The organism is Paenibacillus sp. FSL H3-0286, from assembly GCF_045040705.1.
GTDB classification, from domain to species: domain Bacteria; phylum Bacillota; class Bacilli; order Paenibacillales; family Paenibacillaceae; genus Paenibacillus_AQ; species Paenibacillus_AQ odorifer.
Genome location: NZ_CP150285.1, coordinates 2,340,754 through 2,362,355 on the forward strand (window position 1 = coordinate 2,340,754; position 21,602 = coordinate 2,362,355).

22 protein-coding genes are annotated in these 21,602 nt (G+C 46.5%); 18 read left to right on the forward strand and 4 right to left on the reverse strand.

All coding sequences use genetic code 11. From position 1 onward, the window contains the following. The first annotated feature begins 4 nt into the window (after positions 1-4). The 7 genes from MHB37_RS09990 (at position 5) to MHB37_RS10020 (ending at position 4,897) form a co-directional block, all read left to right on the forward strand. On the forward strand, positions 5-670 hold the full coding sequence (locus tag MHB37_RS09990; protein ID WP_076184345.1) for a metalloregulator ArsR/SmtB family transcription factor: 666 nt from the start codon (positions 5-7) through the stop codon (positions 668-670). A gap of 100 nt (positions 671-770) precedes the next feature. After that, a complete protein-coding gene (locus MHB37_RS09995; RefSeq protein ID WP_076125087.1) occupies positions 771-1,250 on the forward strand; it encodes a YtxH domain-containing protein in 480 nt (159 codons plus the stop codon). 255 nt (positions 1,251-1,505) lie between these two features. Continuing rightward, positions 1,506-2,312 carry a glutamate racemase gene (gene racE / locus MHB37_RS10000; RefSeq protein ID WP_036689641.1) on the forward strand — a complete coding sequence of 269 codons (807 nt, stop codon included), beginning with the start codon at positions 1,506-1,508 and terminating at the stop codon, positions 2,310-2,312. Positions 2,313-2,618: 306 nt separating this feature from the next. Next, positions 2,619-3,827, forward strand: a complete 1,209-nt coding sequence (locus tag MHB37_RS10005) for a M14 family zinc carboxypeptidase (RefSeq protein ID WP_405169195.1) — start codon at positions 2,619-2,621, stop codon at positions 3,825-3,827. A 110-nt stretch (positions 3,828-3,937) separates the two neighbouring features. Beyond that, entirely contained in the window at positions 3,938-4,192 is a 255-nt protein-coding gene (locus MHB37_RS10010) for a hypothetical protein (protein WP_076125091.1), read from the forward strand. 121 nt (positions 4,193-4,313) lie between these two features. Continuing rightward, positions 4,314-4,616, forward strand: a complete 303-nt coding sequence (locus MHB37_RS10015) for an iron-sulfur cluster assembly accessory protein (RefSeq protein ID WP_036689223.1) — start codon at positions 4,314-4,316, stop codon at positions 4,614-4,616. Positions 4,617-4,657: 41 nt separating this feature from the next. Then, on the forward strand, positions 4,658-4,897 hold the full coding sequence (locus MHB37_RS10020) for a DUF1450 domain-containing protein (protein WP_036689224.1): 240 nt from the start codon (positions 4,658-4,660) through the stop codon (positions 4,895-4,897). Between the two features lie 13 nt (positions 4,898-4,910). Here the strand turns inward: MHB37_RS10020 and MHB37_RS10025 are convergent, their stop codons facing one another. The 3 genes from MHB37_RS10025 to MHB37_RS10035 form a co-directional block, all read right to left on the reverse strand. Continuing rightward, on the reverse strand, positions 4,911-5,099 hold the full coding sequence (locus tag MHB37_RS10025) for a hypothetical protein (protein ID WP_405169196.1): 189 nt from the start codon (positions 5,097-5,099) through the stop codon (positions 4,911-4,913). Between the two features lie 345 nt (positions 5,100-5,444). After that, entirely contained in the window at positions 5,445-7,484 is a 2,040-nt protein-coding gene (locus MHB37_RS10030; RefSeq protein ID WP_076191321.1) for an LTA synthase family protein, read from the reverse strand. Positions 7,485-7,689: 205 nt separating this feature from the next. Beyond that, positions 7,690-8,829: a class I SAM-dependent RNA methyltransferase gene (locus MHB37_RS10035; RefSeq protein ID WP_036689227.1), complete on the reverse strand. Its 1,140-nt coding sequence runs from the start codon at positions 8,827-8,829 to the stop codon at positions 7,690-7,692. Positions 8,830-9,031: 202 nt separating this feature from the next. Between MHB37_RS10035 and MHB37_RS10040 the strand changes: the two genes are divergently transcribed. Further along, positions 9,032-9,661, forward strand: coding sequence for an O-methyltransferase (locus MHB37_RS10040; protein WP_076191324.1), 630 nt, complete (start codon positions 9,032-9,034; stop codon positions 9,659-9,661). Between the two features lie 4 nt (positions 9,662-9,665). On the opposite strand, the gene MHB37_RS10045 is transcribed toward MHB37_RS10040, so the two are convergent. Then, positions 9,666-10,886 (reverse strand): MFS transporter, encoded by a 1,221-nt coding sequence (locus MHB37_RS10045; RefSeq protein ID WP_038569803.1) that lies wholly within the window; start codon positions 10,884-10,886, stop codon positions 9,666-9,668. Positions 10,887-11,117: 231 nt separating this feature from the next. Here MHB37_RS10045 and hemE point away from each other — a divergent pair, with 231 nt between their 5' ends. The 10 genes from hemE (at position 11,118) to MHB37_RS10095 (ending at position 21,574) form a co-directional block, all read left to right on the forward strand. Beyond that, positions 11,118-12,179, forward strand: coding sequence for a uroporphyrinogen decarboxylase (gene hemE, locus MHB37_RS10050; protein ID WP_076125097.1), 1,062 nt, complete (start codon positions 11,118-11,120; stop codon positions 12,177-12,179). 54 nt (positions 12,180-12,233) lie between these two features. After that, the gene (gene hemH, locus MHB37_RS10055) at positions 12,234-13,190 is read left to right on the forward strand and encodes a ferrochelatase (RefSeq protein ID WP_405169197.1); all 957 of its coding nucleotides are present in this window, start codon (positions 12,234-12,236) and stop codon (positions 13,188-13,190) included. After that, complete coding sequence (hemG, locus tag MHB37_RS10060) at positions 13,187-14,611, forward strand: protoporphyrinogen oxidase (protein WP_405169198.1); 1,425 nt, start codon at positions 13,187-13,189, stop codon at positions 14,609-14,611. Before hemH ends, hemG begins: the two co-directional genes overlap by 4 nt. A 162-nt stretch (positions 14,612-14,773) precedes the next feature. Further along, entirely contained in the window at positions 14,774-16,171 is a 1,398-nt protein-coding gene (locus MHB37_RS10065) for a CapA family protein (RefSeq protein ID WP_076125103.1), read from the forward strand. A gap of 21 nt (positions 16,172-16,192) precedes the next feature. After that, entirely contained in the window at positions 16,193-16,924 is a 732-nt protein-coding gene (locus tag MHB37_RS10070) for a glycerophosphodiester phosphodiesterase family protein (protein WP_076125104.1), read from the forward strand. A 36-nt stretch (positions 16,925-16,960) separates the two neighbouring features. Next, entirely contained in the window at positions 16,961-17,584 is a 624-nt protein-coding gene (locus tag MHB37_RS10075) for a fumarylacetoacetate hydrolase family protein (protein ID WP_339172941.1), read from the forward strand. 22 nt (positions 17,585-17,606) lie between these two features. After that, a complete protein-coding gene (locus MHB37_RS10080) occupies positions 17,607-18,410 on the forward strand; it encodes a DUF92 domain-containing protein (RefSeq protein WP_076184351.1) in 804 nt (267 codons plus the stop codon). 44 nt (positions 18,411-18,454) lie between these two features. After that, the gene (locus MHB37_RS10085) at positions 18,455-19,024 is read left to right on the forward strand and encodes a TetR/AcrR family transcriptional regulator (RefSeq protein ID WP_076098408.1); all 570 of its coding nucleotides are present in this window, start codon (positions 18,455-18,457) and stop codon (positions 19,022-19,024) included. 87 nt (positions 19,025-19,111) lie between these two features. Continuing rightward, the gene (locus MHB37_RS10090) at positions 19,112-21,046 is read left to right on the forward strand and encodes an ABC-F family ATP-binding cassette domain-containing protein (RefSeq protein ID WP_036689259.1); all 1,935 of its coding nucleotides are present in this window, start codon (positions 19,112-19,114) and stop codon (positions 21,044-21,046) included. 42 nt (positions 21,047-21,088) lie between these two features. After that, a complete protein-coding gene (locus MHB37_RS10095) occupies positions 21,089-21,574 on the forward strand; it encodes a tetratricopeptide repeat protein (RefSeq protein ID WP_249267663.1) in 486 nt (161 codons plus the stop codon). Positions 21,575-21,602 lie beyond the last annotated feature (28 nt).

Below are 21,602 nucleotides of genomic sequence, written 5' to 3' on the forward strand. Positions count from 1 at the left end.
CTTTATGATGAAGATGGGGCAGGAAAACGGATCGACAAGACAAATGATTATGACGCTCCTGAAGACGAAAGGAACACTGACCATCGGCGCGCTGGCAGAAGAATTGGGAATTACAGAGATGGGTGTCCGTCGTCATGTGCTTCAGCTGGAGCAAGAAGGGCTTGCAAAGACAAAAGTGGTCCGGCAAGCGATGGGGCGGCCTTTACATATGTACTCATTAACGGAGAGAGCCGAAGAATATTTCCCAAAAAGTTATCACAACTTGGCTTTGGAGCTTCTGCGTGAATTGGATTACGGCAGTGGACTGGATGCTGTTAATACATTATTTGAAGGACGCCGCCGCCGAATGCTCGCTCAGTATGCTCCGATGATGGAACGGCGGAATTTGGAAGAACGCGTCGCCGAATTATCTTCCATCCAAAATGCCGGTGGATATATGGCAGAATGGAACCGCGAAGAGGATGGCTCATATGTCATAAAGGAGTACAATTGCCCGATTCGCCAAGTGGCTACCCAGTATCGTAAGGCTTGCCAATGTGAGCATAGTCTTTTCGAAGAACTGCTGGATGCTAAGGTAACACGTAATGAATGTATGGCAGAGGGCGGCCATTGCTGCCGCTACGCTATCGTACCCAAAAATGTTACAGACAAAACTTCTGAAAAGTTATAATAATTAGTCACAAGACAATCCCCTGCTGCTTATGATATAGCAGATATAGGCATTAGCCCGGTAGAGCGGGGAGCAATGAATTTAAAGGAGAGATGAAACGATGAAAAAGGACACCAAAGGCTTATTATGGGGCGCTTTAGTCGGCAGTGTGGTTGGATCGGTGACAGCATTGCTGTTCGCACCTAAACCAGGTAAAGAGCTGCGCAAGGATATTGCGGAAGGAACTGCCGCTGGTATTGAGAAGGTTCAAGAAATTGCTGTTCAAGCCGGAGACAAGAGCATTGAAATTTATGACAAAGCAAAAGATTCGATTGGGCATGTAGTGCATGAAGTTCGGGAATGGAGCAAATCATGTGCGAATGCTGTTGATGAAGAAGAAAAAATCACAGTAACTGTAAGCGGTATTGCTACAGAAGATGCTGTAGAAGCAGTTGACGCTGTAGAAGCTGTTGAAGAGGCTGCTGCCACTTTGGAAATGGAAACTGAGTGGGTTGAGGCCACTATAAGTGAAGATGTAAGCGAAGAAGTTAGCCTGGAAGAAGTCGTTCAAGATGACAAGGTTGATAAAGAAATTCTATAATGGGACCGTGGTTTAAATCCTCTGTTTCAGTGGTAAAAGAGTACTCATTCTCTTATAATAGAGCCGCTTTTTCGCATTGGGCGGAGGGTGGCTTTTTTAATTAGTTTGCACCCGCTTGTTAAATGATGGAAGAAGACTAGTCTTGAACTAAGAGGGCAAAAGGAGTAATATCTGCAATTGGGGCTGAAAGCCAGGTACATTTTGTTTTCACCTTACATAAGCTACACAAAACAAGTAGAAGGAAGCGGTGTGTTCGTGCAGCAAGCTATAGCAATATTAGACTCAGGTGTGGGAGGGTTAACAGTTGTCAAAGAAGTGATGAGGCAACTCCCGCGGGAGAAGATCATTTATTTCGGAGATACTGCCCGAGCTCCGTACGGACCCCGTTCGACCGAGGAAGTACAACTGTTTACTGAACAAATTGTAGATTATTTGATCCAGTTTAATCCTAAAATGATCGTTATCGCTTGTAATACCGCAACAGCTGCGGCACTCGATTATATCTCAGCCAAGGTCTCTATCCCTGTAATTGGGGTGATTCATCCCGGAGCCCGCGCAGCAATTAGCGCAACCAAAAGCGGACATGTCGGCGTGATCGGTACGGTAGGAACCATCAACAGCGGAGCTTATACTAACGCATTAAAGCAGTTGTCCCCTTTTGTTGAGGTTGTAAGTCAAGCCTGTCCAGCGCTTGTCCCACTTGTCGAGCAAGGCAAGTTCCGCTCAGAGAAAAGTTACGATATCGTAGAAGAGGCACTCGAAGGCATTAAAGACACTAACATCGATACTTTAATTTTAGGATGCACTCATTATCCATTTCTTGTAGAACCCATTGGTGAGACTATGGGATCAGGAGTCAAGCTGATCAGTTCTGCAGATGAGACCGCTCGTGAGATCAGCACAATTTTATATGACAAAGGCAAGCTGTCCATCGGCGATGAAAGTCCAATTCATCAGTTCTTCTGCAGCGGTGATGCTGAGATGTTTCAAAGCATCGCGCGAGACTGGCTTGGAGAACAAATTAGACGTACTCCAGTAGTGTGGCAAGTATCCACGTTATAAGCAGGAGCAATGTTGAATTGAATAGGGACAAACTCCATGGGAGTGTAAAAAGAAAAACAGACTGGGAAAGCACATTTCCCAGTCTGTTTTTTTGAAATATAAGCATTTATACGCTGCGGATCTGTAATATCCTTATTTTCATGAGAAATGGTTGCCATCTATAAAGGGCGATGACGTTGTTTTTTCTTGTGATTCATTTCTCCTTCATGCCGGGTAGTGGCGCTTGCATACAATAGAGTTAAGTGCTGTATGCCGCTGTTTTTGTATTGCTGTATCAGCAATTTAAGGCCGAGAGGATGAGACCTAATGCGACAATATATTGCAAACAGGGGAGATACCGTAAGCCGAATTGCCGCTCTACATGGATTAACTCCTGAGCATGTTATTCAAGGTAATCCATGGGTTGGGAGGCAGTCTTATTTATACCCAGGCCAGGTTTTATTTCTGCCATCTTCGCCGCGTAAAAGGTATGCTGTGCAGGAAGGGGACACTCCAGAACGCATAACCTCATTATTTAAAGTGAATTTAGAGGATTTGGAGAAGCTTAATCCTGGTGTGACCTCAGGGCACTGCTGTACACCTGGAAAAATACTTGTCATTCCACCCCCGATTCCAGACCGCGTAGTGTTTCTGCGCGGGGAGTACGGTCCGGCTGATGTTGAGAGTGACATTGACAGCTTGCTTGTCCAATACCCGTTTATACAAGCAGCCACAATAGGCACGAGCGTACTCGGCAAGCCACTCCATGTACTCAAGATAGGGAACGGCACTCGTCATCTGCATGTTAACGCCGCTTTGCATGCCAATGAATGGCTGACTTCGCCATGCTTGATGTCCTTCATAGAGGAGTATGCGGCAGCTTATGCTGAAGGCTTGGAATGGAATGGACATAACCCTGAGGTTTGGTTCCAAAACTGGACATTATGGGTCGTGCCTATGGCTAATCCAGATGGTGTGGAGCTGGTTCAGGAAGGGGTTTTGCCTGACCATCCATTTTATGATGACCTCATGAGATGGAATGGTGGACGAAGCAGCTTCCGGCATTGGAAAGCTAACATTCGCGGTGTGGATCTTGGGGATCAATTTCCCGCTCATTGGGAAGAGGAGCGGGAACGTCGGGGAGTAAGGCAGCCCTCACATCGGGATTACAGCGGCCCTGAGCCGCTGAGTGAGCCTGAAGCAGCTGCTCTGGCAGCCCTGGCTGAGGAAGCGCCTGGCGAAGCTGCAGTGTCTCTGCATAGCCAAGGAGGAGAGATTTATTGGAACTACCGCGGGTATGAGCCTCCCGAGAGCCGTGAATTAGCCGCGCAGCTGGCAGTTGCGAGCAGTTACCGGGCAGTGGAGCTGACGGGAAGTGATGCCGGATATAAGGATTGGTTTATTCAGACCTTCCGCAAACCTGGATTTACTGTGGAGCTTGGGATTGGCAAAAATCCGCTGCCACTAGCAGATTTTGAAGATATGGCCCTGGAAACAGGACTTATATTAGCAACGCTCCTTTCCAATGTGAAATAATTATGAAACATTTGCAGTAAACTTGCGTAAAATAAACCATAGGGTATGGCCGCTGTCGTCACTACACGTTATCCGCGGCTGTATCCTTTTTACTTGGGAGGAGGGTCACCATGAAACTGAAAAAAATACTGTCACTAAAACAATGGTCCCATATCTTCAGTAGCTCCTGGCAATACATCCGCTCCCCTAAAGTAGCAATGGGGGACAAGCTGTTATTTACAATTCCAGTATTGCTCTATTGGGTCTTGCCGGACTTCATGCCATTTATTCCGATCGATGATATTGGAGTGACCATGCTGCTAATGGGCTGGTTCGTGTCACGAATGGGCCGGAAATATCCTACCCTTCAGCAGGGTGAAGGATAGCACCGCACATTTTCGACAAGAACTTCAGAGCTAATTAGCCAATATAGTTGCTTTTAGATGTCATTTACCTTTAAAATAAGTAATTGAGTATTTAATTTTCGGACTAGGAGATGGAATATAGATGAAGGTCAAAATTACCCGTAATGCGGCTAAAGTGATAAAGAAACAAATGGAGCTGGAAGGAAACAGTGAGTTGAAGCTGCGCGTAGCAATTACACATGCACACGGTGATCATGCTCACTACGGACTGGACTTGGACACGCCTAAAGAGAACGATGTTGTAGTATCGACAGATAAGGAAATCGATGTTATTCTTGATCCGAGCCAACCACTCCTTGATGGCGTGGTCGTTGATTATTTGTATCTTCCACAAGAAGGTTTTGTCATTACGAATCCCTCTAAAGGTAATCACGGCGATCACTAAACACTCGCCTGTAAATTTCGAACACAAAGAAGGGTTGCTCCATGGCTAACGAAATACAAGTGTGCGATGAATGTAATTTCATGAAGTTGAAAAGTATTATCCCAAAGCTGCAAAAAATGGCACCTGATGCCGAGATCAAGGTCGGCTGCAAGTCGTACTGCGGTCCATGTGGCAAACGGGCTTTTGTTTATGTGAATGGTCGTTATGTGAGTGCTCCAACGGAGGATGAAGTGTTGAAGAAAGCGGAAGCTTTTATCAAACAGCCCTCCGTTCAGAAATAATACTGAGTTCTTATCAACTAAGATAATAGGGTCGATCCCTCTTCATTCTCAGAATAAGTAAAAGTAAACAGAGCAGCGATTCTCCTGTTAATTTGGAGGATCGCTGCTCTGCGTTTTCTGGCCATTGACGGCTTACTTCAATCGTGCCCATCATCCCATCATTTCTCCGTCTCATCATCTCATCGTCCCACCATCCTATCATTCCACCATCTCACAGGGGTTACGGACTCAGATGACGTTATTTGCCTGTTTTTAGCCTTTAAAGCAAGATTTCGGACCCCAGTGACGCTATTCCTTAAAAAGAGGCTCATATCGGCGTTTTCTAGGCTAATAGCTGCTCTGGAGTCCGTTAGCATTCCAAATCTCGGATAATGCTGCGTTTAGGGTCAGCTGTGTCCGTTAGTGAGATACTTTACGTATTTAAGTCGGAAAACCAAACGTGCTTCCAACAACGATCAAGTGGTAAATGTCCAACATAGAGAGGATATCGCAGCAGCCGTTTTCGATAGTTTTTTTGGATAGTCTCTTCGTTTACCCGGATGTAAGCTTAAGGTGCAGATTGTGTGTTCTTGAGCTTCTTGATTCCATCATATTTCATGATATCGTCGGAGATCTGTAGGCGGAGCTTACTGGTCTCATACCCGATGCTGCACTCCCCTACGTCAACGGCTTCGCGGCTTTCGAGACTATAACAGGTTCCGCTGGCAAATTGCCCATTTTCGCTGGGGAGATAAGAAAGCTTTGCATCGGCATAGGCGCCGGATCGCAGCGTTACAAGACGCTCATGCCCGCTAAACAGATTATTGCCCATGAGATAATAAGGATCACGTGAGATCCCCAGCAAATGGAGCAAGGAAGGTGTAAGATCCAACTGACCAGCTGGAGCTGAATCAAGGACAGAGGCGTTAGAGCCTGGCAGATGAATGAGCAAGGGAACCTGATGCATTATTTGCTGCATATCGAGTGCGCTAAGGCTTTTGCCGAGAAATTGTTCGTAATAAGAGGTCTCCTGAATCGAATTATCATGATCTCCATAGAATGCAACAATGGTATTATCCCACAGCCCACGCTGCTTCATCTCTTTGACCATTTCCCCTAAAGCTTCATCCGTATAGTGAACAGCCTGCAAATAATCTCCGAAGATCGTGCCCTTGAACTCTCCAGTATCAAGCCCTTGTTTATCTGCAGGGAGAGAATAAGGATGATGGCTGGATAGTGTAGTCAAAAATGAATAAAAAGGCTGCTTTATCGTTTCTGAAGTGTCCATAATATCGAGGGATTGCCGCAAAAAGGATTTGTCACCCAGAGACCAGCCTAGAGGTTCGTCTATTGTATAGTCTTTTTTGTTATAAAAATGGTCATAACCCATCGCGTTATACATAATCTGCCGATTCCAGAAGCTGCCTTCGTACGCATGAAAAGCATTGGTACTGTAGCCCTTTGATTTCAAAATAGCAGGCAGCGTGTCAAACTGATGATCCGGGTAACGGACAAATACCGAGCCGGAGACCAGCGGGTACAGGGAAGCGTTGGACGTGAAATCCGCATCGGAAGTTCGTCCTTGTGAGGTCTGATGGTAGTAATTGCTGAAATAGGTGTTTTCTTTGATTAGAGCGTTCAGATTAGGCGTGATCTCCTGGCCGGATATTGAGCGTCCAACTACAAAGTTCATAAAAGCTTCAGCTTGAATAACAACGATGTTGCTTCCGCTGTATTTTCCAAAGCTGTCATTATTGGCATTTTGCTCAGTGTTTTGTTTATTGAACCAGAGCTGCATTGAGGTGGCTTCTTCTTGCGAAAGCTCGGGCTGCGGACCTAGATGATCTTTAGCATATAAGTAAATATCATAACCGTGAAAACCGATTAGTCCGGTTACGTTATACATCGCCAGACTCCACCAGTTGCCAGTGAATAGATCTTTAGCCCAGGTAGTAGCGTAGGTGTGTATAGGTCCAAAGGTTAGCACGCAACCTAGCGCCAGAGCAACGATGCCATTCACGCTTCTTTTTAGCATCCTGCTCAGGCGTGAAGAGCGGCGGGAATAACCGGTTTGAGAATAAGAGTGAGATTGCCCATAACGGCGAGGGGCGGCATTAGACAAGTATGTATGGGTTTTCCGGTGGTAGAACCCTATTCCGATTCCATAGGCAATAAGCAGAAGCCAGTCAGCGAACAAATAAAGATCGGAAGGACGCAGTAGGGCGAAGATACTTCCACCAAGCGCATCCATCTGTCCAGCCTGAAACAATACGGGTACCGTGATAAAATCCTGAAAATAACGATAGTAGACGATATCCGAATAAATAAGCAGTGTCAGAAGCAAGTTTATACTTAACAACGCTATCGTCTGTCCCCGGCGGGGAAGCCACAGGGTCCAAAAAGACAATAACATGACTGAACCTACAGCAATCCATTTGTCCTGCCGGTTCATATCTATATTGGGAGCATGCAGCCCACTATGCAGAAATAATAACTTGGCCAGCATGATGCCAAGAAAAAGGAGATAACCGATATATCGGGAGCGAATCACAGCAGCTATTGTACTTGTTACGGTTCTGTTGCTCCGAATTGATGGAAAGTCAGACATTATAAAACCTCCTAACACAGAAAATAAATAAAACCAGAATAAACAATGTTGTTGTCTTTTTTAGATGATAAACGTTTCTCGAAGAAATATATGAGCGTAAAGTTATAGGCGCTAAACTAAAACAGTCTTATACTCGGAGAAAAACGGACATCCTCCTCATACGAGGTAGATGTCCGTTCTGCATTCAAAACAATGGTGATCCTAATTATTTCGGATTTCTAGGTGGAAGTGGACCCAAGTATTGATAATATTGACACTCGATACGTCCGTTATACAGTTTGCGGCGTTTGTCTGCCTTACGACCGTAAAATTGTTCGAATTCCTTGTAAGGGCTGATCGCAAAAAATGACCATGTTGGCAGATATATCATCATTTCACCAAACTGGCGGGTCAGCTTTTCCACTTCTTTGTCATTACTGATCCGTTCCCCATATGGAGGGTTAGTAATGATACAACCATATTCTCCTTCAGGTCTTGCTTTGGCGGCAGCCATCACTTTGAAGGTAATTTCTCCGGACAGTCCAGCACTCTTGGCGGCAGCTTCAGCAATTTCAATCGCTTCTGGATCAATGTCCGTACCTGTTAATTGCAAAGGATAATCATCGCGCACCGCATCGAAAGCTTCTTCGCGCGCCTCTTCCCAAAGATGTTTGGGGATGACTGGCCAATGTTCAGATGGAAATGAGCGGCGTAGTCCTGGAGCAATATTCCAAGCGATCATGGCAGCTTCAATTAACAGTGTTCCCGAACCACAACATGGATCGAACAGGGGCCGATGGCCATTCCAGCGGCTAAGCTGGATTAGTGCAGCAGCCATTGTTTCCTTCAGTGGAGCCTCTGTTGCATGTCTGCGGTAACCCCGTTTGTGAAGCGCGGGTCCTGTGGTATCTAATGTGATCAAAGCGATGTCATTTAATAAAATCACTTCGATCACATATCGAGGACCGTTCTCCGGGAACCAGTCTGTATGATACGAAAGCTTCAGCTTCTCAACAATAGCTTTTTTGACAATCCCTTGGCAAGCGGGTACACTCGTTAGTTGTGATTTATGGGACCGTCCTTCAACCGGGAATTCTCCATTCTCTGGAATCCAATCTTCCCAAGGCAAGGCTTTAACCCCTTCGAATAACTCGTCAAAGGTTTTAGCAGGGAATTGGCCCATTTTAACCAATACGCGGTCAGATGTACGCAGCCACAAGTTACAGCGACAGATATCGATGTAATCACCGCTGAATAATACTCGTCCGTTCTCGACCTTGGTCTCATAACCCAGTTCGTTTAATTCGCGCGCTACCACAGCTTCTAAACCCATAGGGGCAGTAGCGATTAATTGTAATTTGCTCAAATACTCTCAACTCCGTTTAACTTGTAGATAAATACAAAAAGCCAGTACAATAAGAAGAGACGACATTGTCGTCCTTTAAAGCATCCATACAAGTATAGGGGAATGTGGGACACTTCACAATGCCCGGCATTCCATAAATCATAAAATGTTCCCCGTCATCCCTTACTATGAGCAAACGGGGGATCCTCAAAGGAGAATCTTTATGCTTACGCAAGAAGAATACAGTGAACAACTTTATACAGAGGACGAAATTCTGCTTCGAGTAAAAGAAGCAATCGTTCAAGCAGGCATGCCGCCGGTGTCTGTCGAGCCGGGGTACGGAAGACTGCTCACCATGCTAGTTAGACTGTCTCGCTCTAAGCGTATTTTGGAAATTGGCGCACTTGGCGGTTACAGCGGAATTTGCTTGTCCCGCGGTTTCTCTGAAAGTGGCACACTGACTTCGCTAGAGCTGAGAGCCGACTATGCCGAGCTTGCCCGCCGTAATTTAGAGCTGGCAGGCTTCGGGGATACTACGGAGTATAGAATAGGACCCGCAATGGACAGCCTGAAGGCACTGGAAGCAGAGGGCGCTAGGTTCGATTTCTTTTTCATTGACGCAGATAAGTTGAACTACACTAACTACTTGGAATATGCCATCAAGCTGGCCAATCCAGGAGCGATCATTGCGGGTGATAATATTTTTCTCCGTGGACGGACCTTAAATACAGATAGAAATGGTCCTGCCATCCTGGCTGTGCGCCACTTCAATGAGATGATCGCTACGGATGAACGTCTTATCAGTACATGTCTGCCTGCCTATGATGGATTGGCACTAGCGATGGTCAAATAGCTGATTAGCGAAATAACCGCGGTGTTGTTACTTTGTACAGCTTCAATCGAACCCAAATCGTATTAACCAGCAGCAAGCAGCCGGATATAATGAAAAGCCCCTCAATTCCGATGTAACCTGATAGAAAGCCGCCCAAGATAGCTCCCAGCATATTGCCTAGCGCCAATGTACTGCTGTTGAAGCCGAATGCGCGGCTTTCTTTTCCGTCAGGGGTATAGGAGCGGATAAGCGCATTAACGCTGGGCAACAGTCCGCCCATGAAGACTCCCATTAGGAAACGGACTATAATCAGCTGCCAGACACTAGTTACGAATGCCTGCGGAATTAGGAAGAGTGAAGCGCCAATTAACGCATAGGTCAGAATACGATGTGCGCCGACTTTGTCACTTAGCTTCCCAAGCAAGGGAGAAGCCAGCATATTGGAGATCCCTGTAACGGCACTGACCATCCCGGCCAAGAAGGCTATATTCTCAGCGGGTCCATTTAATTTTTCTACATAAAGTGGCAACAAGGCCATAGGACTAATCATTGCAAATTGCAGCAGAAAGGTTACACCGAATAGAGCTGGAAGCTGAGGGATTTTGATTAATTCCTTCAAGCCTGCGAGTACAGAAACCTGTGGCTCTTGTGCGGCTTCGGCGCGGTCGAATTTTTCTTTAACAAGAAATAATGCCAGCAGAGAGGCGATAAAGAGCAAGGCTCCAACGACATAAAAAATCGGCCGAAATCCGATTAAATCGGCAAGTAAGCCACCAATCAGTGGCCCTAGAATTGTTCCTGCTACAGATCCTGATTGCATCAATCCCATGGAGAAGCCCATACGTTCTTTGGGGGTAGTACCTGACACCAGTGCGATGGAGGCGGGATTGAAGCCAGAGATCGTACCGTTTAAGAGACGGAGCAGGAGCAGCTGTAAAGGGGATTGTGCGAAGCCCATTAATACCATGACAATAGCCATGCCAAAGCTGGAACGCAGCAACATGATTTTACGTCCATATTTGTCTGCAAGCTTGCCCCATAATGGCTGGAATATGAAAGAGGTTAAGAAGTTTGCGGCAAAAATAAGTCCCGCCCAGATTCCAATTTCATGTTCACCCTGGACACCAAGATCCTTCGCAAGGTACAAGGTCAGGAAGGGTGTAATCATTGTCATTCCAGCATTCACCAAAAATTGCCCGAACCAAAGCACTAAGAGGTTGACCTTCCAGGTCTCCCATTTCTTCATAGTGCTTTCACATCCTTTCAAAGAATTTCAGAGAATATATGATTCACGGAAAAAATGCCATTTTATCAGTATATCATTTTTTGCAGCTTCATGTGTGCAACACATGTCATAGTAATGTCATAGGATTGTCATTCCAAACTCTTCGTATTAGTTGTTACAAGCTTTTAAAAAGGGCATAATAGTAGATATGCCGATTAAAAAAATCTAATAAAATATAATGGAGATCTTATCATGACCTACAATGACACTTTTATCCGCGCCTGCAGAAAGCAGGACACGGAGCACGTTCCCGTATGGTACATGCGGCAGGCCGGCCGTTATGATCCCGAGTACCGTAAAATTAAGGAAAAGTATTCGTTGCTTGAAATCTGCAAGCAGCCTGAGCTGGCGGCAGAAGTAACCATGATGCCCGTTCGCAAGCTGGGTGTGGATGCGGCCATTTTGTATTCCGACATTATGAATCCAGTTGCTTCAATCGGAGTGAAATTCGATATCGTTAAGGATATCGGTCCAGTGATTGAGAATCCGATCCGTAGTGCAGCTGATGTGGAGAGACTAAAACCCATTGATGTGGAGGGTGATCTGAGCCACATTTTGGAAACGATTGCTATTCTGGATAAGGAACTGGACGTTCCTTTGATCACTTTTGCAGGCGCGCCGTTTACAATTGCCAGCTATTTGATCGAAGGTAGACCTTCCAAAGGATATATCCGTACGAAAGAGCTAATGTACAGTGAACCCCGTGTCTGGGAAATGCTGATGGACAAGCTGGGCGATATGATTATCACTTACCTCCGAAGTCATGTGCGGAGTGGAGGCAAAGCCTTCCAATTGTTCGACAGTTGGGTTGGTGCGCTTGCTCCACGCGATTTTGAAACGTACGTGCTGCCGACGGTTTCTCGTATTTTTTCCGAATTATCTGATCTTGATGTACCTAAAATATACTTTCCTGGCGTAAGCTCTGGAGAATTGCTGCCAAGCCTTACGAAGCTTCAAGCAGACGTAATCGGGCTGGATTGGCGAGTTAGCTTGACTGAAGGCCGACGCAGAATAGGCAATAAATTTGCGATTCAAGGAAATCTTGATCCATATTTGCTTACAGCTCCGATGGACCTCTTGAAAGAACGCGCGAAAGCACTGATCGATGAAGGGGTGCTTGAGCCAGGTTATATCTTCAATCTGGGCCATGGATTATTCCCGGAGGCCTCATTAGACAAACTTAGAGAATTGACGGAGTATATTCACGCTTATTCTCAGGAAGTATTACAAGAAACGGCTAAGCAACGTTCGTAAAAATATAAGAATTTATATGTTCCACGCTATTAAATTGTAAAGGGGACGGAATCCGTGACAGTAAAAATAGGTGTTCTCGTCATGTCGTATGGCACTCCTAAGAGCCTAGAAGATGTTAAAGCTTATTACACGCATATTAGACGGGGGAATCCGCCAACAGCGGAGCAGCTTAAAGAGTTAACCGACCGTTATGAAGCAATCGTCGGGGGGGTATTCCCACTGCGGGAGAATACAGACCGGCAAGTAGAAGCTTTACAAGCAGCATTAAATGCGGATAAAGCGGGAGCAGATGTTGAATTTGTCTGCTATCAAGGGTTGAAGCATGCCAGTCCCTTTATTGAGGACGGCGTGGAGGCTATGGCGAAGGATGGCATTACTCAAGCAGTGGGTATTGTTTTGGCGCCACACTATTCCAGTATGAGTGTGGGGAGCTACATCAAGCGTGCACAGGAAAAGGCTGATGAATGCAAGATTGACATGGGTTTTGTAGAGAGTTACCATATGCATCCTGAATTGATTGATGTGTTAAGCCAAAGAGTGTCGGCGAAGCTGGATCAATATATTGAAGCAGGCGCGACCCGTGATGAGATTCGCGTATTATTCAGCGCTCATAGTCTTCCAGAACGTATTCTGGCTATGGGTGATCCATATCGGGATCAGCTGCTGGAAACTTCGCAAGCAATTGCAGCTCAAGCAGGCGTAACCAACTGGCAGTTTACTTGGCAAAGTGCTGGCCGCACAGCTGAACCGTGGCTTGGTCCAGATATTCTGGACACGCTGCAACAGCTTAGTAAAGAACAGGTGGAATACGTATTGGTGGCCCCTATCGGATTCGTATCCGATCATTTAGAGGTACTGTACGATCTCGATATTGAGGCAACAGCCGTAGCTGCAGAGCTTGATATGCGTCTTATGCGGATTGACTCACTGAATAGTGATCCCGCATATATGTCTGTATTGAGCGATGTAATTCGTAAACGACTGGAGCAGATGAAGGCCGCTCAATCATGATTGGCCCCACAAGAAAAATTGTTATCATAGGCGGAGGGCTGAGCGGACTCAGCGCCGCCTTTTATATTCGTAAATTTTATAAAGAAGCGGGTATTAAGCCTGATATTGTCTTACTTGAGAAAGAGAAAAACCTCGGTGGAAAGATTGAAACCTTACATCGCGATGGTTTTGTGATTGAAAAGGGACCGGATTCATTTCTGGCGGAAAGGGCGGAGATGTGCGAGCTGGCTAAGGAATTGGAATTGGATCACGAGCTGGTATCCTCCAACCCTCTTGCTAAGAAGCGATATATCTTGCAGCGGGACAAGCTTAATCCTTTGCCAAACGGTCTTGTACTCGGTATCCCTACCGAACTGAAACCTTTTTTATCAAGTGGGTTAGTTTCGTTTGGGGGCAAAATACGTGCGATGATGGATTTTATTCTTCCTCCGCGGCGTAATGATGAAGACGAATCGCTTGGTGAGCTTATTGAGCGCCGTCTAGGGTCTGAAGTGCTGGAGAACTTAACCGAGCCACTCCTCTCTGGCATGTACGCCGGAGATATACAAAAAATTAGCCTGCATGCTACTTTTCCGCAATTTGGACAATTAGAACAACAGTATGGCAGCCTTATTCGTGGAATGCGCACAGGGCGAAAGAATAAAAAGGCACAGGAAGGTACTACACAGAGTACCTTCTTGACGTTCCGCAAAGGGCTGCAAAGTCTCGTGCATAGTCTGATTTATGAGCTGCATGATGTTGAACAACGGACGGAATCTAACGTAGTTTCTATTCAGGCTGTTGGGAGTCCTTCTATTTATGAGGTAGAGCTGGAGAATGGCGAACGGTTGCTTGCGGATGATGTATATATCACTACGCCTAATTTTTCGGCTGCTGACTTACTTCGTCCCCATATGGAGGTTACGGCGCTGGAAGCGGTGGATTATGTTTCAGTAGCGAATCTAGTCATGGCTTTTAACAAAAAGGATATTGTTAACGAATATGATGGATCAGGTTTTTTTGTGCCTCGTAAAGAAGGGCGGAATATTACTGCCTGCACATGGACATCTACGAAATGGCCGCATACGGCTCCTGATGATAAGGTGCTTTTGCGCTGTTATGTGGGTCGTTCTGGTGATGAACAGAATGTTCAGCTGCCTGATGAGGCTTTGACGGAGCTTGTGCTTAAAGATTTACGAGAGATCATGGGCATTACTGCGAAACCAATATTTACGGAAATCACCCGCTTAGAGCATTCCATGCCGCAGTATCCTATAGGACATCTTGATAATATTACCGAATTCCGCAAAGAATTAGCGGCTTCGCTTCCTGGTGTGTATATCATTGGCGCCGGATTTAATGGCATAGCAATGCCGGATTGCATCAAGCAGTCCAAGCTTATTGCGGAAAGCGTTGCTAAACAGCTAATGAATGAAATGTGAGTACGATGACTAAATAAAACAGTGAAGCGAAGCATGAGGCGCTTCACTGTTTTTCTTTAGTTAGTAAAATTTTCTATTTCTATCGACTCTCTTATTTGTAGGGTGCTGTGATAGATATGCTATAATAAAAACAATTTGAGAGTAGAGGAGATCACAGAAACCATGTATCCGCCGCGATCGCGTTCTAGACAAAAGAACAAACATAAGAGCAAACGCAAGCGCAGAACGGCCTGGGCTTGGATCAATGCAGGTCTTCTTTTGATGATTACCGTGTTATTGACTTATAGCTTTACGAATGACCCTGACAAGAAAAGCGCCTCACCGCCTCCGGTAGCAGAAGCGACAGCTACGCCTATACCAGAGAGTAGTGATCAGCCTCAGACAGCACCTCCGGTGGTTGCAGTTGCAACGCCTGAAGCTACAGAGACGCCAAGCCCTTCTCCTACGGCAACTCCAGAGCCAACGCCTACACCGCAGGAGGAGCCCGAAGAGATTATTGAAACACAAGCTCCTGAAGCGACAGCGACCCCTGCGAAGGATGAGGACAGCTCGGAAGCAGCAAATAATGATGCAGTGTCTGGTCTGCCGTCAGATGATAACGCGTCTGGTAAGACGGTAACTTTGAATTTTGGTGGAGATGTTATATTTTCCGGGAAAGCTGGAGAACTGCTGGAGAAGAAAGGTTATGATTATTCGTATGCCGCATTGGAGGGTCTGTTCAAGAAAGATGATCTTACGATCTTGAATCTGGAAACTCCAGTGACTACAGGTGGCGTAAGTGCCACTAATAAGCAATTTGTATTCAAAGGATCACCACTCGCTCTGGATGCGCTTAAGTCAGCGGGTGTGGACGCAGTAAATATGGCGAATAATCACACGCTTGATCAAGGAGAGCAAGGCTTGCGGGATACCCTTAACCACCTTGCTGAAAGAGGAATTCCTTATGTGGGTGCGGGGCTTAACAGTAAAGAAGCATATTCGGCGCAATATTTTGAACGTAAGGGCATTAAGATCGCTTTGCTGGGATTCACCCGGGTGATTCCTGCGTCGGATTGGATGGCAGGGAAAAATAAGCCGGGGCTTGCCTCCGTATACGATAGTGCAGAAGGACTGAAGGCTATTGCTGCAGCCAAAAAGAAAGCCGATTTGGTGGTCGTAGTGGTCCATTGGGGTAAAGAACGGGTAGAACAATATGATAAAACGCAACAGTCGCTGGGCCATAGCTTTATCGATGCAGGAGCCGATCTTGTCATTGGCGGCCATCCACATGTGTTGCAAGGCGTGGAGCCATACAAGGGCAAATGGATTGCCTACAGCACCGGGAATTTTATTTTTACGAGATCTACAGTGCCTGCCACTTGGGAAACTGCGGTTTTTCAGGCGGAATGTAGTGTAAAAGGTCAATGCTCCTTAAAGCTGAAGCCTATGAAAGCCGAGCTAGCACAGCCTGTGCCAATGAACGAAGTGGATGGAAAGCTCTTGTTAAAAAGAGTAGAAGCTCTATCCGCAGGACGGGTAAAGATCGGCAGCGACGGTAAAGTCACTCAAGTTACCAAATAGGGTTCCTGGGAGGTCCTTATGATGAACAATTTGTGTGTAGCCCATCGAGGGTTTTCCGGTAAAGCTCCAGAGAATACATTGGCAGCCATTCGGATGGCGATTGCCATGCCCTTTGTGCACTGGATGGAAATTGATGTCCAGCTCTCCAAAGACGGCGTTCCTGTTGTCATTCATGATTATACGTTGGACCGGACGACCAATGGTCATGGCAAAGTAAAGAACATGGACTGGGAATATATCCGGCGTCTGGATGCGGGGAGCTGGAAAGGGCGTGTTTTTCAGGGCGAGCGGGTGCCTTCTTTGGAAGAGGTGCTGTCACTAGCCTCTGGAAGATTGCGTCTGAATATTGAACTGAAAACAGTGGGAGATATGTATCCTGGCATTGAGAAGACGGTGACGGATCTTATTTCTGCAAAAGGTATGCGGGACGACGTGATCTTGACCTCTTTTGATACTGGAGCATTAAAAAAAGTCAAGGAAATTGATCCCCGTTTTCGTACCGGATTGATCTTTGATTCCAGATTTGGCAATCCTGCACGCAGGCTGCATGAACTGGATTGCTCTTTACTTTCGATTAGCTTCTCGCGTCTGAATCCTAGACTGGCTAAGCTTTTGTCCGAGCGTGGGGTGGAAATTATGGCTTGGACTGTGAACAAAGCGAAAGAGATGCGTCGCTTAGCCGACATGCATTCTGATATAATGATCTGTACAAACCGCCCGGATATATGGGGCGACACCTTTCTGAAGGTATAAATAATCCAAATCGATGGGAAAGAGAGCTGACTGTTTATGTGCGCTGCTGTTAATAATCTATATTGTGTTGGACGCAACTACAAGCTACACGCGGAGGAATTGGGTAACAATGTGCCCATTGAGCCGCTCATCTTCATGAAGCCCTCACATGCGGCTGTTTCCCTCGATAAAGCAGTAATTAAGCTGCCAAAGGATGCGGGTCAGATTCATTATGAAGGTGAACTTGTACTGCGTATTGCACGTGATTATACACCAGGCATGAGCGTGGAGGATCTGGTAGATGTAATGGCACTGGGACTGGATTTCACGCTGCGTGATGTGCATAATGATCTGCAGAAGAAAGGTTTGCCGTGGACGCCAGCTAAAGGCTTTAAAAATGCCGCACCACTCACCCCTTACATAGCGTTTCCAGATAAGGAAGAGCTGGAGGGAACTGATTTTACAGTGGTGAAAAATGGGGTGGAAGTACAACGCGGCAATGTTAAAAACATGATTTTTTCACTTCAAAAAATTGTTGATTTTATCGCCGAGCGCTACGGGTTAGGGAAAGACGATGTGATATTTACAGGTACTCCGGCAGGCGTGGGTCCTACTGTAGCTGGCGACGCTTTCGAGCTGTACTGGGGCGACAAGCTGATGGGGACTTGCCTGATCGGTTAATAGATCTGTTGGAGATGAATCTATGCAGTGGGTTATTGGCGCTTTAGGCGCTTTGATTGTTGCGGGAGCGGCATATTGGAAGCAGTCTTTAAGTCTCTCTGGCATGATTGCCGCGGTAGTGATGGGCACTATTTATTTTGGTGCCGGAAATGCTTTTTGGTTTGGGATATTGCTGATCTTCTTCATCACTTCAAGCCTGCTGTCCAAACTTCATCATGATAATAAAGCAGAATTAGAGCTGACGTATGCTAAGACGGGCCGCCGCGATGCCGGGCAGGTTTTTGCTAACGGTGGACTTGGCATGGTTCTGGTTTTTCTGAATGCGATCTTCCCGAATGAGCTATGGGGGTTCCTATTTATTGGTGTAATGGCTACAGTAACCTCGGATACATGGGCTACGGAGATCGGAACACTGAGCAAGAAACCGCCTCGTTCTGTCCTTACGGGTAAAGTTCTTCCTGCCGGAGCTTCGGGCGGTGTATCCAGCTTGGGTACGCTGGCGGCAGCAGCAGGAGGTGCACTCATCGGTGCGTCAGCTTGGCTGCTGCGTATGATATCCGGCATGCCGGATCACTCTTTCGTGCTGCTTACCCTAGCAGGACTTGCCGGAGGATTAGTCGGCGCCTTTGCCGACTCTATCCTTGGTGCAACCGTGCAGCAGATGAACCGCTGTACCGTATGCGGCCGCGAAGTGGAAGGTTCACAGCATTGTGGGGCTCCAGCTGTACACGCAAGAGGCTGGAAGTGGATGAGCAATGACGCAGTCAATGCCATCAGCTCTATCCTCGGCGGTGCAGCTGCCTTACTGCTGAGCATGATCATTTAGCATTTGAATTTAAGCTTTGAACGGCACAGTTTAGGGAGGGACCGATGAGTAGCGCATCCAATCAAAAACATACTGCTATTCTGGATGCCGCATACGAGCTCTTCGGTTCAGGTGGATTTTACGAAACGAAGATGTCGGAAGTGGCGGAGCAAGCCGGGATAGCAAAGGGCACCGTTTATTTATACTTCAAGAGCAAGGAAGAATTATTCATGGCAGTGACGCGCCGCGATTGTGAGGGATTTCTCCTGCAATTACAGGAAAGGCTGAAGGCTAGTGATACTTTGGCCGGTAAACTGTCGATCATTGCTAAACATCACCTGAATTATTATTATGAACGCAAGCGGCATACGAAGCTCTTTTTCCGTGCCCCTAACAATAATCCTGAATTAGTGGCGTATATGACTCAATTTATGGAGCAGTACATGCAAGATGTGGTCAAGGTATTATTAGAAGGTGGAGCATCCGAGCCTGAGCTTATGGCACAGTCCTACATAGGGATGCTGGATCGTTTGAAGATGGATATTTTATTTGATCCGTCTTTTACGGAGGAGGACGCGTATAAACGCGCTGATTTCGCTGCTGGTCTTTTTATTAGAGGGGCCATGATCACCTAAATTTTGGATAGGATGATAGACCGGATAAATAGCATTGGTTAGATGCGGGCCGGTTTTATGAAAATATAAGGCAAGCGAGGAAATAGCATGAATATTATGACCGTGGAACATCTTTCCAAGAGTTATGGCGAGAAAGTACTCTTTAGCGACGCTTCATTTGGTATGGACGATCGGGATAAAATTGGCTTGATCGGTGTGAATGGAACGGGTAAATCAACCTTTTTACGGATTATTGCCGGTCTGGATACTCCGGATGGTGGACAAATTGCCATCGGGAATAATGTAAGAGTACAATATTTGGCGCAGAATCCTCCTTATGATCCTATGAATACAGTTTTGCAGCAAGTGTTCGCCGGGGATGATCCAGACCTTGCTACCATGCGTGAGTATATGGAGACTATGTCCCAGCTTGAACAGCAGCCTGGTAATGCTGAACTGGAAGGAAAACTAGTAAAGATTGGGCAGGCGATCGACGCTGCGGGAACATGGCATTTGGAGAGTGAAGCCAAAAGCGTGCTTACCAAGCTAGGCATCTTAAAGTTTGATGCGTTAATGGACACACTTTCTGGTGGACAACGTAAACGTGTGGCTCTGGCAGCTGCACTGATTACCCCCTCTGAACTGTTGATTCTTGATGAGCCTACGAACCATATTGATACGGATTCCGTGGCTTGGCTGGAGCAATATTTGCAGAAACGGCGCGGCGCTCTTTTAATGGTGACGCATGATCGTTACTTCCTGGAGCGTGTGGCTAGTGTCATGCTAGAGCTAGATGGTGGCCAGCTTTATCGTTATGAAGCTAACTATTCACGGTTTCTAGAGCTTAAAGCCGATCGAGAAGAACGAGAAGCCTCTGCCGAACAGAAGCGTAAGAATCTGTTGCGTACAGAGCTGGCTTGGATTCGTCGCGGTGCCAAAGCCCGTTCAACAAAACAGAAGGCAAGAATCGACCGCTTCGAGAAGCTGAAAGAGAGTACGGGAAGCAGCTCGAACGGTTCATTGGATATCTCTGTGGCTTCTACACGTTTAGGTCGCAAGATCATTGAAATTAATGATCTGTCGAAAGCGTTGGATGGTCGTCAGCTAATCAAAGATCTCAGCTATATCGCTGTACCCCAGGATAGAGTGGGCATCGTCGGCCCGAACGGCAGCGGCAAATCAACACTCTTAAATATGATTGCAGGTCAGCTGCAACCCGATAAAGGTGAAGTTCAGCTTGGCGCTACGGTTAAGCTTGGTTACTTTACACAAGAGCATCAGGATATGGATGACAGTATGCGTGCCATTGAATACGTGAAGGAAGAAGCAGAAGTGATACGGACAGCAGACGGCAGTGTGATTACGGCTGGTCAAATGCTGGAACGCTTCTTATTCCCTCCTGCGATGCAGTGGACACCGATCTCCAAGCTGTCCGGGGGCGAAAAAAGACGCTTGTATCTGCTTCGTGTATTGATGGGAGCGCCTAACGTATTGCTTTTGGATGAACCTACGAACGATTTGGATATCGGCACATTGGCTGTTTTGGAGGATTATCTGGATGAATTTCCGGGTGTCGTCTTTACTGTATCCCATGACCGTTATTTCTTGGACCGTACGATAGATAAGCTGATTGCTTTTGAAAATGGCGATATCCGGATTCATGTTGGCGATTATACGGAATATGAAGAATGGCTGGCCAAAAATGTACCGTCACGCATTGGAGAACCGAACAAAGAAGGAAGCTCAAAGCAAAAAGAGGCCGCGGACACTGCCAGCAACCCTGCAGCTTCAACGGCTCCCAAAACAAAACTCAAATTCAGCTTCAAGGAACAGCGTGAATATGAGGGCATTGATGAGCAAATTGAGCTTGCAGAGCAACGTTTGACGGATATTAGTGTACAGATGGAGGCGGCTTTTGCTGACTCTGGAAGGCTGCAGGAGCTAGTAGAGGAGCAACGCCTAGCCGAAGCAGAGCTGGAGCGTCTTATGGAACGCTGGACCTATCTGAACGAGCTTGCGGAGAAAATCGCTGGTAAGGCTTAAACCCGTTGGATGGTTTTGAATGAAAATAGGGGAGGGCTCTGTGTGGAAGATAAACTTAAAGCTGCCGTAGCCCTACGCAACGCTGGTAAAGCGGAAGAAGCCAAAATGATGCTGTTTGAGCTATATGAGCAGAATGCTGGGGACGCTGAACTTCTATATCAATTGGCCTGGACGCATGATGTGCTGGGTTTGGAGCGGGCGGCAGTACCCTTTTATGAGAAAAGCTTGGCGTTAGGATTACCTTCTGAGCAGAGAGTTGGCGCTCTATTGGGACTGGGCAGCACCTACCGGACACTCGGAGAATACGAGAAGTCAAAAGGTCTTCTGATGCAGGCTGTTCAGGAGTACCCGGAGAATAAGGAATTTCCGGCGTTCCTAGCCATGACCTTGCACAATCTTGGAGAGCATAGTCAAGCGATGGAGCTGCTGCTTAAGCTGTTGGCAGAAACCTCTGCGGATGAAGGGATAAGAAGTTACAGTAAGGCCATTTCTTATTATTCAGATAAGCTGGAGCAAGTCTGGGATTGATGCTTGTTTTTAGATCACATTAATACTT

Coding starts and splice junctions, on each gene's coding strand:
- MHB37_RS09990 (WP_076184345.1), top strand. CDS start 5: ATGATGAAGATGGGGCAGGAAAACGGATCGACAAGACAAATGATTATG.
- MHB37_RS09995 (WP_076125087.1), top strand. CDS start 771: ATGAAAAAGGACACCAAAGGCTTATTATGGGGCGCTTTAGTCGGCAGT.
- MHB37_RS10005 (WP_405169195.1), top strand. CDS start 2,619: ATGCGACAATATATTGCAAACAGGGGAGATACCGTAAGCCGAATTGCC.
- MHB37_RS10010 (WP_076125091.1), top strand. CDS start 3,938: ATGAAACTGAAAAAAATACTGTCACTAAAACAATGGTCCCATATCTTC.
- MHB37_RS10015 (WP_036689223.1), top strand. CDS start 4,314: ATGAAGGTCAAAATTACCCGTAATGCGGCTAAAGTGATAAAGAAACAA.
- MHB37_RS10020 (WP_036689224.1), top strand. CDS start 4,658: ATGGCTAACGAAATACAAGTGTGCGATGAATGTAATTTCATGAAGTTG.
- MHB37_RS10025 (WP_405169196.1), bottom strand. CDS start 5,099: ATGATAGGATGGTGGGACGATGAGATGATGAGACGGAGAAATGATGGG.
- MHB37_RS10030 (WP_076191321.1), bottom strand. CDS start 7,484: ATGTCTGACTTTCCATCAATTCGGAGCAACAGAACCGTAACAAGTACA.
- MHB37_RS10040 (WP_076191324.1), top strand. CDS start 9,032: ATGCTTACGCAAGAAGAATACAGTGAACAACTTTATACAGAGGACGAA.
- MHB37_RS10045 (WP_038569803.1), bottom strand. CDS start 10,886: ATGAAGAAATGGGAGACCTGGAAGGTCAACCTCTTAGTGCTTTGGTTC.
- hemE (WP_076125097.1), top strand. CDS start 11,118: ATGACCTACAATGACACTTTTATCCGCGCCTGCAGAAAGCAGGACACG.
- hemG (WP_405169198.1), top strand. CDS start 13,187: ATGATTGGCCCCACAAGAAAAATTGTTATCATAGGCGGAGGGCTGAGC.
- MHB37_RS10065 (WP_076125103.1), top strand. CDS start 14,774: ATGTATCCGCCGCGATCGCGTTCTAGACAAAAGAACAAACATAAGAGC.
- MHB37_RS10070 (WP_076125104.1), top strand. CDS start 16,193: ATGAACAATTTGTGTGTAGCCCATCGAGGGTTTTCCGGTAAAGCTCCA.
- MHB37_RS10075 (WP_339172941.1), top strand. CDS start 16,961: ATGTGCGCTGCTGTTAATAATCTATATTGTGTTGGACGCAACTACAAG.
- MHB37_RS10080 (WP_076184351.1), top strand. CDS start 17,607: ATGCAGTGGGTTATTGGCGCTTTAGGCGCTTTGATTGTTGCGGGAGCG.
- MHB37_RS10085 (WP_076098408.1), top strand. CDS start 18,455: ATGAGTAGCGCATCCAATCAAAAACATACTGCTATTCTGGATGCCGCA.
- MHB37_RS10090 (WP_036689259.1), top strand. CDS start 19,112: ATGAATATTATGACCGTGGAACATCTTTCCAAGAGTTATGGCGAGAAA.